This is a genomic window from Olegusella massiliensis (genome assembly GCF_900078545.1).
Taxonomy (GTDB): Bacteria; Actinomycetota; Coriobacteriia; order Coriobacteriales; family Atopobiaceae; genus Olegusella; species Olegusella massiliensis.
In genome coordinates this window covers 1371085-1383651 of the sequence record NZ_FLLS01000002.1, presented here as the reverse complement: position 1 = coordinate 1383651, position 12567 = coordinate 1371085, and the positions used below count along the sequence as shown (strand labels likewise).

Here is a 12567-nt window from a genome sequence, read left to right as displayed (position 1 = left end):
GGCGCGGAGCGGCCCGAAAGCTGCACCGCGCCCATTGCAACCAAGGGGAGCGCGTCGACTAGGCGACGAACTTCTCGAAGTACTTGATGGTGCGGACCATCTGGGAGGTGTAGGAGTTCTCGTTGTCATACCAAGAGGTAACCTGAACGAGGCTCTGGCCATTGCCAAGGTCCTGAACCATGGTTTGAGTAGCATCAAAGATGGAACCATGGGTCTCACCAACAATATCGCGAGAAACGATGTCATCGGTGTTGTAAGCAAAGGTCTCAGGGATGGTCTCGGCATAAGCCTTCATGGCAGCGTTAACCTCGTCAACGGTGACGGTCTTGTCAACGACAGCGTAGAGGTTGGTGAGGGAGCCAGTGGGCGTCGGGACGCGCTGAGCTGCGCCAATGAGCTTGCCGTTGAGCTCAGGGAGAACCAAGCCGATAGCCTTTGCAGCACCCGTGGAGTTGGGAACGATGTTCTCGGAGCAAGCACGGCTACGACGGAAGTTGCCCTTGCGCTGAGGACCATCAAGAGGCATCTGATCGCCGGTGAAGGCGTGGATGGTGGTCATAATGCCCGAGACGATAGGAGCAAAGTCATTGAGACCCTTTGCCATGGGAGCGAGGCAGTTGGTGGTGCAAGAAGCTGCAGAGATGATATTGTCATCAGCGGTCAGCTGCTCATGGTTGACATTAAAGACAATGGTGGGAAGGTCATTGCCTGCAGGAGCAGAGATGACGACCTTCTTGGCACCAGCATTGATATGGGCCTGTGCCTTTGCCTTAGAGGTGTAGAAACCGGTGCACTCGAGGACAACGTCAACGCCGAGTTCGCCCCAAGGAAGGTTGTTAGCGTCAGCCTCCTTGTAAATGGTAATCTTCTTGCCATCGACAACGATAGCATCCTCAGTAGCCTCGACCTTGTGGTCGCGGCTATAGTTGCCCTGAGTAGAATCATATTTCAGCAGATACGCAAGCATGTCGGGAGAAGTGAGGTCGTTGATGGCAACGATCTCGGAGCCCTCGTGACCAAACATCTGACGAAAAGCCAGACGGCCGATACGTCCAAAGCCGTTGATAGCAACCTTAACTGCCATGCTGTCTCCTTTCGCAAGGCCTCTTCAGAGCCTATCCCTGAAACAAGACCTAGTCGATTACTCTTTAAATTCTACCCAAAAAATGGAGTCTAAACCCATCGAAATAACGAGTTCTTAGAAAAAATCAGTGTTTAGTATAAAAAGTGAGCTATTACGGTTAGTAGATGTGGAATCAATCTCACATTACGATGTTTTTCTCTACTATGCAGACTTCTCAAGCTGTTGTGAGGCCGAGTGAGCTCATCTGCGCTAGGATTAGATAAGAGTTGCAAAGGAGACATCATGACAGCCAAAGACCGCGAAATGCGCAAAGCAGCCGAAGATGCTACGGTATCTGATGTTGCGATTATCACAGGCATGTCAGGGTCGGGACGCACTCAGGCGATGCATGCTTTTGAAGATATGGGCTACTACTGCATTGACAATCTACCGCCTGGACTTATTTTGCAACTCGCGCATATTGTGGGTATTAATTCTGCAACAGGTCGTCACTTAGCTGTGACCTGCGACTTGCGTAGCCAGGGACTGTTTGAAGATCTCTTTGATGCACTCAGGGAACTTGATGACCACGAAATCAGCTACAAAATAATCTTTCTGGATAGCTCAGACGAAGTACTTTGTCGCCGCTATGATGAAAATCGCCGCCGTCACCCTTTACAAATTTCTGGTGAGGGTATCGAAAACGCAATACGTCGTGAACGCACGCAGCTCCAAGAGGTTCGCAACCGCGCCGACCTCGTGATAGATACCAGTCGCATGCGCACCTCAACTTTGCGCGGCCGCATCCGTCGTAACTTCTCGCATGTAAGCGAACAGCAGCTCATGGATGTGCATGTGTTTTCCTTTGGATTTAAGCATGGCTTGCCAACAGAGGCGGATTTGCTTATTGACGTGCGTTTCTTGCCCAATCCATTTTATGACCCTGAAATGCGCAATCTCACAGGTAATGACGAACGTGTCGCAACATATGTGCTCGATCACCCTGTAACGCGCGAATTTACCAAGGCGTGGGAGCATCTACTGGATGTCGTCATGCCAGGTTATGTAGCCGAAGGCAAGCCAACACTATCCATTGCAATTGGTTGCACTGGTGGTCAGCATCGTAGCGTCGCTATTGCCAACTATACTGCTGCCTACCTCAAGGAGCGCACATACAATGTGACGCTCTCCCACCGTGATCTCAAGCTCGCCGTGTTCCGCAAAGGCGAGTCCGACGCACATTAGTCCGCAGTCAGGCTAGCTTATGTCATTTACAGCTCAGGTCAAAGATGAACTTTCTCGCGTGGATGGTAGCTGTCCTGACTGCGCATATGCTGAGCTCTCGGCCATTATGCGCGTTTGCGGCACGCTCTCATTTCACGGATCGGGCAGCTGGTCGTTGCGCGTGGCCACCGAAACAGGTGCCGTAGCACGCACGATGATCCGTCTGTCACACAACTTATTTGACTTGGAGACACCGCTGACGGTACGTCGCTCCAATCTACACCGCGCGCATAATTTTTTGATTGAAATTCGCAATCAAGCAGAGCTGGAAGACGCACTCATTCAGCTAGGTATTTTGTTACCAGGACGCGGACTTGCGTCAGGCATTCCACCAAAACTCGTCAAAAAGCGCTGCTGTCAGGAGGCGTATTTGCGCGGCGCGTTCATGGCTGGTGGTTTTGTGTCTGATCCGCGAGGAGATTTCCATTTGGAGATTGCACTTTCGGGTGAACGCCTCGCCGAAGAAGTGCGTGAGCTCGCTACTAACTTGGGAGTCGATGCCCGTGTAAACCACAGACGCGGGTCGTATGTGGTGTATCTAAAAAGCTTTGAAGGTGTCGCTTCAATGCTGCGAGTAATTGGCGCCAAGCGCTCTGCCTTGGCAGTGTCACAAGTACGCCAGGTAAAGACACTTAAAAACGATGTTAATCGTCGCGTAAATGCCGAAATTGCCAATCAAGCACGTTCCACAGGAGCTGCAGCCACACAACAAGCCCTGGTAGATCGAGCAGAACGCGAAGTTGGCCTTCGAGTTTTGCCACCTGCGCTACGCGAGTTCTGCTTGCTGCGACGAATGCATCCCGAGCTATCGTTAGCGTCTTTGGGCAAGCTCTGCAATCCGCCAGTCGGCAAATCTGCTATGCATCATCGTGCTCTCCGTCTTGCTGCTTTTCTCGATGAGCGTAGCCACAAGCAAAGCTAAATCGATAAGGAGATCCGTAGCGCGCTTAAGACCCACGACGCTCTGCTTGTCAAACGCCACACATCATTTCAAATGGCGCTCCCCTGCTTGCCAAACGCCGTCCGCCTGAGCACTATCCTGCTCGGCTTCAAAGGCGCGAAGAGCTTGCCAGACAGCTTCAGCAACAGCAGCAGGTACGCCCTTAGCCTCGGCAATTTGTTCGGGCGATGCCTCACGCAGGCGCTTGAACGAGCCAAATCGCGCCATAATTGCCTTTTTGCGCTTGGGTCCAACGCCAGCAATCTCATCTAAGATCGATACAGACTGTGCCTTGGTACGCAAGTTGCGATGGAAGGTAATCGCAAAACGGTGCGACTCGTCTCGGATTTGCTTGATCAAATACAAGGAAGCAGAACCTGACGGCAGCACAACGGGCATCTCATCCCAAGGCACAAATACTTCCTCATCGGACTTTGCCAAACCACAAACAGGGATATCAAGCCCAAGCTCAGCCAGCTGACCCATCGCAGCTGACAGCTGTGGCTTGCCACCGTCAACCACCAACAAATCGGGCAGGCTGCCAAAACGCTCATCTGCTACACGTTCGGGCGAAAAACGTCGGCCCAATACCTCACTCATGGACAAAAAGTCGTTTGCCTCATCCAGGTCAGCTTGAATCTTAAAGCGACGATATGCACTCTTATCTGGTCGTCCGTTGGTAAAGACCACCATTGATGCTACGGTAAACGCCCCGTGCAAGGTAGAAATGTCATAGCATTCAATTCTCATGGGAGGCACGTCAAGCGCCAAAGCACTCTCCAACTGCAGCAATGCCTCATTGGTACGCTTGTCTGCATAACCTGTGCGCACCATATACCGATTGAGAGCATGACGCGCGTTCTTGGCAGCCATTTGCAGAAGATGCGCTTTTTCGCCACGCTGGGGCACATGCAGATGACAGGCGCGACCGCGCTTTTCTGCGAGCCACTTTCCTACAGCCGCTGCATCAGGCAACTCCACCGCTACATCTACCTCGGCAGGGATGTCAGCCGTTTCGTTGTAATAACGGGCCAAAAAGCCATCAACCAGCTCTTCTTCGGTCACGTCAAGGCCCTTGTCCAGCACAAACTCAGCGCTACGAATCGTTACGCCTTCACGCACCACAAAGACACAAGCACAGCTAATTGTCTCCTCGCGCGTAAAGCCAATCACATCCATATTTACATCAGAAGAAAACATCACTTCTTGACGCTCACCTGTTGCTGCCAGTGCCTCAAGACGCTTTTTTAGACGAGCAGCACGCTCAAAATCCAAATCTGCCGCAGCATCGTGCATTTGCTCGGTCAGCTCATTGAGTATATCCCGGCGCTTACCTGACAAAAAACGCACTACTTGGTCTACGTGTCGTGCATACTCAGGCGTATCAATAGCCCCTGCACACACACCCGGTCCCAATCCCACGTGATAGTCAAAGCAGAGCCGCCCCAGCTTGCCAAGCACGAGTGGAGCTACGGCAACCTCATCTGGGTGGGATGCTAAATAGCGCTGGCAGCGTCGCCACTCCGCGCAGGTAGAAATACAAATTGGTACTACTTTGCGCAGGGTATCGATAGTCTGGCGTGCTGCACGCGCATCAGTGTAAGGCCCAAAATAGCGGGTCTTCTTGCGATGCTTTTCGCGAGTATATTTAATCGCTGGATACGGATCGGACTCGGTCACCGCAATATAGGGATAACTTTTATCATCTTTGTAATCGACGTTAAAGTACGGATGGTACTGCCCAATGAGATTGCGTTCGAGCACCAATGCCTCGTGCTCAGACCCTACAACCACATAGTCAAACGAGCGTACAACCTGCATCATGAGTGGAATCTTAAGACGATCATCGGTCAGCTGCACGTACTGCTTCATACGAGCGCGCAGATTTTTGGCCTTACCAACATAGATGACATCACCGCGAGCATCTTTCCACAGATAGCAACCTGGCTCGGTAGGCACACGCTCTACCTGCTCGGCAATCGAAGGCAAGCCTTCATCCTCGGGACGTGGGATACGTGAATGTAAATCTGGCTGATGGGCCGCAGGGTCTTTGATAGTCATACAAGCAGACCTTAGTCAGCAGCGGCCTGCTTGCCGCCGGTATCCCAAACATATTTCTTGAACTTTGCTACCTGATGATAATAGGTAATTGATGCCCAAAACTGATGACGCAGAGAGTCTGCCGCATAATCCAGTGGAAACTTTGCGAGCCCTTGATGATACATATTGAGGATTTGCTCGCGCAGTGCAGCATCCTTGACCGTCTTACGAACGACTATGGGCGGAATACACGCATATACAAAAGGCTTATTTGCTTTCTGAACAGGGATAACCTGGCCTAATACATAGTCTTTTACAAAGAGTGTTACAAAATTTACACCCGCCAGCGTTAGGTAATAGCTATTACGTCCAGGACGTGTGTTTACTTCAAAAAACTTATAGCTACCATCACGCGGATCCAATTTGCAATCGAAGTTAGCAAATCCGTGATAACCTACGTGCTTTAAAAAGCGAGCAGCATCTGCAATAGCGCGCTCATCTCGCTCACCCACAATACACACGGGGTTACCAATTGCTGACGGTGCATGGTCTTGTAACACCACGCGCCCCATAGCCGATACACGCACGTCACCGTTTTGATCAGCAAAAAGCGTAATCGAACGTAAAGCATCATCGTCCCCTGGCACAAACTCCTGCACAATCAGCTCGCGATCATAGCTTGAAGCCTGCAACGCAGCAAAAATTCGCTCTAGCTCCTCCGGCGTTTCAACCTCAAAGATCTTCTTTTTACCTGCAAATTCTGCATAATGATAGCGCGCTGAATTGGATGGTTTGGCAATACAAGGATAGGCAAACTCGCTGGTATCAATGCGTGCGTTTGGATCGGCGCAATCGTAAGTACGTGTCTTTGGATACGGTATTTCCAGCTTTTCGCAAAGCGCGTAAAAACGCTCTTTCTGCGTAATTTCATCAAGCAGATCAAAGTCAATATAGGGCACCACAAACCACTGCATCAACTCCGTCTTGTGCTGTGACAAAATACGCGCGTACCAGTCACCCGAACCAAGCAAAATACCTACTTGGTCTTGGGCATCCAGCTGCATTCCCAGCTCGCTGAGGTAGGCAATCAGAGCATCTTCTTGATCAATGCCCTCTACCACACGATAGTCAACAAAACGACTGGACGAGGTTGCTTTGACATCTGCCGATGCTAATACGATGGAATTCATCCCATAGGCCTCATGGAAGCAACGCACGTATGAATAGCCCAAAATATCGGCACCCAAAACCACGGGCACCAGATGTTTTGCTACGTCTTTTTCACTGTGGATATGGCGTGCTGCTGCAGCTTGCTGGCTCACAGGACTTCCTTCCTTATTTATACACATACAAATGCGGCGGACCCCAGCTGGGACCCGCCGCATTTTGGAGTCTCATGCTTAAATATCAAAGGGGCAACCGCCGCCGAGATAACTACCGTACAGCGTCGTCTCCTCAACGCCACCGTAGTTGGCATGAACAATCTTGCCATTGCCTACATAAATCGCAACGTGCCCATACCAAAAGACCATGTCCCCCGGGTGGCACTGAGAAATCGGTTTGATGTTAGTCATATTGCGCTGAGCTGCAGAACTATGAGGAATACTCAAACCTGCCTGTGCGTAGGCCCACTTAGTCAGACCCGAACAATCAATAGCAGTACCAGGGCTATAGGCACCCAGTACATATGGCGTACCAATACAGGAATATGCTGCCTGGACAATGATGGAGCGTGTAGTACCATCGAAATGCTTATTACTCGAACCACCGTTATTTGTATTGTTCGAATTACCATTGTTGTTATTGCCAGGATTTTGCGTATTGTTGCCTTCGTGCTGGCGCTGCTGAGCATCAATTGCGGCCTGAGCTTGGCGTTCTGCTTCGGCTGCAGCTTCTGCCTGACGCTTGCGTTCTGCTTCGGCCTCAGCCTTTAAAGCCTTTTGTACCTCAGCAGAAAGACTATCGATATAGGCCTTTTGGTCTGCTTGTTGAGAGGCGAGCTCATCTTGCTGAGCTTGCTTTTGATCAACCAACTTCTGCTGAGAGCTCTCTTGCTCTTTAAGTGCATCCTGCTGTTTTTGTAGCTCGGCTTCCTGAGTTTCCAACTCACTTTGAAGGTCGGAAATCTCATCAATCTGAGACTTGTCTGCTGCTGCCACTTTGTCGGCGTAGTAAATATTGGAAATCAAGCTTTCCAAGCTATCGGCATCAAGCACAATGCTCAGCAAAGACGTGCCGCCCATCTTGTAGTTGGCCGACACACGATCAGCCAATACAGCACGACGCTTATCCAACTTCTCGGTGTTTTCCTTGATGGAAGTCTTGGTAGTATCAATCTTTTTTTGCATCTCAGTGATTTTGGCTTTGGTCTGCTCAAGCTGATATTGCGTATCATTGAGCTCCTCGCCGGCGGCCATGAGTTTGGCCTGAATTTCATTCAGATGCGCCTTGGCATCATCAAGTTGTGCCTGTAGCTGAGCGGAGGTATCTGCAAACGCGATACGCGGAGCCATCATTGGTGCGCTTGCGGACATAAGTACAAGACCCAAAACGGCGGCAATATGTTTGCCTTGAATATGACGCGTGATACCAGTTGTGTTGTGCTGCGAATTCTGCATCGTTTCACCTTCCTGTATCGCATATGAGAAGCATTTTAGCGCAGACAACACAGCTTCTGCCAAGACCTCTACGCTCAGCAGAGAAAAACACAACGTTCACCGAATTTTTGAATATATTCCAGACAATTTAATGTTCTTTTTTAGCTGCGGCGACGCAAAAACTTTCCAAGCACTTGGCGTAAAAAGGAAACTTGAGGGAGTTTGAAGATTACCGCTGCCCCAAAGGTTATCAGCACCGCCAAGATACCAGAGAGGGCAAGTGCCGCAAGCGTGCGTACCAAAGATCCAGCAAGCCCCAATGCTACCAACTGCATGTTGGCAAAGTAGCCTACAGCTGCCCCAATAACGCCAAGAACCGTTGACCACACGGAGGCGCCTACGAGCTCACGCATGCCAATGTGACCCAACTCACGGTACAGCAGTACAAAAGCGAGCAAATCAATAAAAAAGTAAAACGCAGCCGAACCTAAGGCCACCGCCGCAATACCTATGATGGGGGTTAATATCGCGGTAAAGGCCACCTGTACCACCGATGCCGCCACATTGACCAAAGCAAAGCTCAGCATGCGACGCATTGAGGAAAATACTTTTTGAAAGAAGGTCGATAGACCAAAGAAAGGCAATGCCAAAGCCAAGAAACGCAGGTAGTACGCTGTAATATTGGCACTTTCACTGTCGAATGCACCTAAACGCAGCAGTTGCATCAAAGGTCCTGCAAACACGATGAGATACATCATAAAGGGTAGCAAGGTAAAAAGAATCTGCCCTGCTCCTTTGGTAAAAGCGCGTACATAGCTGGTCATATCGCGCCGCGCATACATATCTGATAGCTCGGTAAACATCGTTGTAGTCACAGGAATTGCAAGCACCGAATACGGCAGGGTGTACCACAGACGCGCGTAATACTGCACCGAACTACCCTGGTCGGGCAGAGCCATCAGTGCATAGGAGTTCATAACTGAAACCGTCACAAAAGCGCAGCCTGTCGTGATAAGGGTGGGTATGCCAATAGCCAATGTCTCTTTGAGCGCTGGGTCATGTAGGTCGATTCTCCAACTAAGCTGCACCTTATGGCGGCGCAGGCTGGGAATTTGCATGACAACCTGTACCAATACACCCAAGGGATTACCCAGCGCGAGGGCAAGCATGGCCAAGGGCAAGTTGGTTGACTGTAGCGCAGCAAACAACAAAAACGAAGCAATCGTGATGAAATTATTAAAGATAGGGGCAGCATTTGACCACAGATAATCCCGCTCGGCATTAAGCACGCCCGAGGCGACAGATGACAAGCAATACAACAGCACTTCCACTGCAAAGAAGCGAAAAAGCCAAACCGCATCGACCATCTGTGTTTGATTGGTACCTGCCGATTGTAGATAGACCAGTTGCCCCGCAAAGCCAATACACAGCAGCGTGAGCGCTGCCATCAGCAAAAACACAATAGAAAGCAGATTGGATACATAAGCGTTTGCGCCCTCGCGACCCGAGCGCTCTTTAACTGACAGGTAGACTGGCAAAAACGCTGTCACAATCATGCCGCCGATTACCAGTTCGTAGAGCTGATTTGGCAGATTGTTGGCCACGGTATAGCAACTAGATAAAAGAGAAGTGCCCAGCGCAAAAGCCTGCGCCCAGGTACGGAAAAATCCTGTAATACGACTAATAGCTACAAGCACACTCATCAGCGCGGCTGAGCGCCCTACGGCTACCTCAGTTGAGATACTATCCTCTGGGTTTTGCTTGACCGTATCCACCGTAGCCCGAGTGGCTTTTGCAACACGCACATCCCGCTTCTCTGTCACCATATGTGCTGGTGGCAAAGCTGCATGATTGTGATGGGAACGACGAGCCAGCTCGGTGGCAGATGTTTGTCTTAGATGCTTGGCAGCCATAAGGTCCTTTCGAGACGTTATGTTCCTATTTTAACCATCGACCGCTGAGACGGGCGCGCTCGACAAAAACGCACTAAGATGCTAAGAATACAGCCTGGAAGGAGAGCTCATGTCAAAGAATGCTATCTCATCATTTTTGAAGCATCACAAGCCCTACCTCACATCGGAGGGGCGTCGCGCTCTGCTAAAGGCTGGCGCTGCTGCGATAGGTGTCATAGGAACTGCGGCGTTTTTTGTTGCCCCACGTAGACGCGACTGGCAAACAACCGCCAAGTGGAAGGAAATCGAGAAGCACCGCTACGCACATCGCGGGCTTTTTGATGTGCCGCCCTCAGCGCAGGCTTACCCCAAAGGTATGGCAGGAGACCCCTTTAAGGGTGTCGGCAAAGGTGACGGCATCATGCAGTTCCCCGATAAGATTGTACAGTTCACCGACAAGGTAATCACCAAGAGCCCCGATGCCGTGGTAGCTCCACCGCTGTGGAAAGACGATGTCAGCGATTGGGCAAATCTTGTGCCCGAAAACTCCCTGCCCGCATTTCGTGCTGCAGCTGAGGCTGGCTATGGTGTCGAGATGGATGTTCGTCTCACTAAAGACAATGTACCTGTCGTTGTACATGACTCTGACCTTGAGCGCGTATGTGGTCGTGCGGGTTTTGTCGAGCAACTCACCCACGAGGAGCTCTGCGAATATCGCCTGCTTGACACCGATGAACAGATTCCCACTTTTTCGCAGGCCATTGCACTCTTTGATACTGATCCTCAGACTAAGCACCGTTGTGCACCAGTGCTAATCGAGCTCAAGACTACCGTTACTAATTACGCTGACCTCGTACGTTTGGTAATGCTCACGCTTGACCGATACGATGTAGATTACTGCATCCAAAGTTTTGACACTCGTGTGCTGTGGTGGTTACGTCGCCACCGTCCTGGCGTGTTGCGCGGACAGCTAAGCGAGGATTTTTTGCTCGATCTTGGTACCGAGAAGTACGGTTTGCCTTTACGTGTAGGACAGTCTTGGCTTTTGTGCAATGTGATGGGTAGACCAGACTACATTGCATACAAGTTTGCCGACAGACACAATCTCTTTGTGTGGTTAGCGACGCGTCTAATGGGCGCACGTATGATGACATGGACCGTACGCAGCGAAGCCGACCTCGCCGAATCTGAGCGTGAAGGTGCTCCTGCGATTTTTGAGCATATTCGCCCCGAAACAAAATCGAGGTTGAGCAAGTAAGGTGTGTGGAGGGAATGGCGCATGCACCTTCCTTCTGCACTCCCCTTCTAATATCCTCCTCCTGCACCCCATAGGTGATTCGATATACACCTTATTGGCTGTAGAAGGTTCGATAAAAACTCTTTTACTTACAGCGGGTTCAATAAGCACCCTTTAACAAATTGCAAGTCTTATAGCACCTTTTTACCCAGTTAATCAGCCAAGACCCAAACACCCGCTTAGTTAAACGACAGAGTGACGGTCTCCAAAACCGTAGACGGGTGGGATTATCCCCGCGTGCGCGGAGTAGAAAAAGAAAGCGGAACCAAAAGGACCAGTTGTAGTCCGGGTTCCGCCTCACTTCCTTTATACCACACACCAGCTGAGGGATTATCCCCGCGTGCGCGGGGAGTAGCGTTTGTTCTAACGCACGACTGCGCGTTGTTAAAGGTTCGCAGTTGTTGAGCGCAAATAAAAATGGGCCTATCGTCTCGCATACGACGTGGCAATAGGCTCTTGTTTACCGTATCACAACCTTCGAACTTGAGCTTGACACGTCCCACAAGTGTCAGGATCATCCCCACGTGTGCGGGGAGCATTACTGACAACTCAAAGCTTGAGTTCAACTTTCTTACGCTCGGTAGAGGTTTTGTAAGCTTTAAAGTCTGCACTAACCTCGCCGCCCTCGGGGTCTTTGGTGGTCTCCTCGCCCTTAGTGGGGTCTTCCAGCATAAATAAACCTCCCTCTTGTGTGCTGAGCTTATCTCAGCAACTAGAAGGGAGGTTAAAAGGTAGCTCACGCGGTCAATGTTTAGACTTGGGATAACTCGAATAGAAGCGCATCACAAATTTTGCCGTACTCGTTCAGCCCACCGTCAGAAATACCGCGCATCTGTAGTTCGCTGCTCAGCTTTGATTCGGCATCAAACCATTGGTCATCTGTAAGGGACGATAGGTCGCTTGGAATGCCTAGCGCACTAAGCACCTTCTCCTGTTTCTTGGTTGCTGCCATATTTGAGTGTGCATACAACATTGCTTGTTTCAGCTCCTTTGTAGCAGCAATTGGCTAACTTGAAACACCTGAACTCTCTATTTCTCAACTCTAACAACTTATGCGGACACTAAAACCTATCCTTTTCACATTCAATATCCAAAGAGTACCTTTATTTCAAGTTCTTACTCGTTCGCATAAACACTTGGAATAGTATTGTTTGAAACGTAATTAAAATTAGATTATCTGAACATATGTACTCAGATGGGTTATTTTTAGGACAGCTTGAGTAGTTTTATCTACGTAGCGGCTTTATTTCTTCCTATGACAAGAAATTTACTCTACAAATCAGTTGACCTACGCCACAATACCCTTGGATGTCGATATCTAATAATGCAATCCTGCGCAATTCTCTTAATCTAAAGTGGTTTTGGATGGTCCGGAAAAACCACTTCAGCCTCCTCTTTACGCTTTATTCATCATCCCTCACTTGTGTAAGTTGGATATACTCAGGAATATGAAG

10 protein-coding genes are annotated in these 12567 nt (G+C 50.0%); 3 read left to right on the top strand and 7 right to left on the bottom strand.

The window, feature by feature from the left end:
* Positions 1-58: 58 nt before the first annotated feature.
* Positions 59-1084, bottom strand: coding sequence for a type I glyceraldehyde-3-phosphate dehydrogenase (gene gap / locus BN4314_RS06355; protein ID WP_021625730.1), 1026 nt, complete (start codon positions 1082-1084; stop codon positions 59-61).
* Positions 1085-1366: 282 nt separating this feature from the next.
* Between gap and rapZ the strand changes: the two genes are divergently transcribed.
* Positions 1367-2308 carry an RNase adapter RapZ gene (gene rapZ, locus BN4314_RS06350; protein ID WP_068540327.1) on the top strand — a complete coding sequence of 314 codons (942 nt, stop codon included), beginning with the start codon at positions 1367-1369 and terminating at the stop codon, positions 2306-2308.
* Positions 2309-2327: 19 nt separating this feature from the next.
* Positions 2328-3269: a DNA-binding protein WhiA gene (gene whiA, locus BN4314_RS06345; RefSeq protein WP_068540326.1), complete on the top strand. Its 942-nt coding sequence runs from the start codon at positions 2328-2330 to the stop codon at positions 3267-3269.
* Between the two features lie 63 nt (positions 3270-3332).
* On the opposite strand, the gene uvrC is transcribed toward whiA, so the two are convergent.
* The 4 genes from uvrC to murJ all read right to left on the bottom strand — a co-directional run bounded on the left by uvrC (position 3333) and on the right by murJ (position 9837).
* A complete protein-coding gene (uvrC, locus tag BN4314_RS06340; protein WP_082911198.1) occupies positions 3333-5348 on the bottom strand; it encodes an excinuclease ABC subunit UvrC in 2016 nt (671 codons plus the stop codon).
* An 11-nt stretch (positions 5349-5359) separates the two neighbouring features.
* Positions 5360-6649, bottom strand: a complete 1290-nt coding sequence (locus BN4314_RS06335; protein WP_232309728.1) for a carboxylate--amine ligase — start codon at positions 6647-6649, stop codon at positions 5360-5362.
* 78 nt (positions 6650-6727) lie between these two features.
* On the bottom strand, positions 6728-7945 hold the full coding sequence (locus BN4314_RS06330) for a C40 family peptidase (RefSeq protein ID WP_068540324.1): 1218 nt from the start codon (positions 7943-7945) through the stop codon (positions 6728-6730).
* A 140-nt stretch (positions 7946-8085) separates the two neighbouring features.
* On the bottom strand, positions 8086-9837 hold the full coding sequence (gene murJ, locus BN4314_RS06325) for a murein biosynthesis integral membrane protein MurJ (RefSeq protein WP_198145555.1): 1752 nt from the start codon (positions 9835-9837) through the stop codon (positions 8086-8088).
* Positions 9838-9946: 109 nt separating this feature from the next.
* Here murJ and BN4314_RS06320 point away from each other — a divergent pair, with 109 nt between their 5' ends.
* Complete coding sequence (locus tag BN4314_RS06320) at positions 9947-11074, top strand: glycerophosphodiester phosphodiesterase family protein (RefSeq protein ID WP_068540323.1); 1128 nt, start codon at positions 9947-9949, stop codon at positions 11072-11074.
* A gap of 588 nt (positions 11075-11662) precedes the next feature.
* On the opposite strand, the gene BN4314_RS08335 is transcribed toward BN4314_RS06320, so the two are convergent.
* Together BN4314_RS08335 and BN4314_RS06315 are read right to left on the bottom strand one after the other, a co-directional pair.
* Complete coding sequence (locus BN4314_RS08335) at positions 11663-11785, bottom strand: hypothetical protein (protein ID WP_267899993.1); 123 nt, start codon at positions 11783-11785, stop codon at positions 11663-11665.
* 79 nt (positions 11786-11864) lie between these two features.
* Positions 11865-12065 (bottom strand): hypothetical protein, encoded by a 201-nt coding sequence (locus BN4314_RS06315; RefSeq protein WP_148424873.1) that lies wholly within the window; start codon positions 12063-12065, stop codon positions 11865-11867.
* Between the last annotated feature and the right edge of the window lie 502 nt (positions 12066-12567).

Bases quoted from the DNA above. Each gene is read 5' to 3' on its own strand.
- gap (WP_021625730.1), bottom strand. From the start codon at position 1,084: ATGGCAGTTAAGGTTGCTATCAACGGCTTTGGACGTATCGGCCGTCTG.
- rapZ (WP_068540327.1), top strand. From the start codon at position 1,367: ATGACAGCCAAAGACCGCGAAATGCGCAAAGCAGCCGAAGATGCTACG.
- whiA (WP_068540326.1), top strand. From the start codon at position 2,328: ATGTCATTTACAGCTCAGGTCAAAGATGAACTTTCTCGCGTGGATGGT.
- uvrC (WP_082911198.1), bottom strand. From the start codon at position 5,348: ATGACTATCAAAGACCCTGCGGCCCATCAGCCAGATTTACATTCACGT.
- BN4314_RS06330 (WP_068540324.1), bottom strand. From the start codon at position 7,945: ATGCAGAATTCGCAGCACAACACAACTGGTATCACGCGTCATATTCAA.
- murJ (WP_198145555.1), bottom strand. From the start codon at position 9,837: ATGGCTGCCAAGCATCTAAGACAAACATCTGCCACCGAGCTGGCTCGT.
- BN4314_RS06320 (WP_068540323.1), top strand. From the start codon at position 9,947: ATGTCAAAGAATGCTATCTCATCATTTTTGAAGCATCACAAGCCCTAC.
- BN4314_RS08335 (WP_267899993.1), bottom strand. From the start codon at position 11,785: ATGCTGGAAGACCCCACTAAGGGCGAGGAGACCACCAAAGACCCCGAG.
- BN4314_RS06315 (WP_148424873.1), bottom strand. From the start codon at position 12,065: ATGGCAGCAACCAAGAAACAGGAGAAGGTGCTTAGTGCGCTAGGCATT.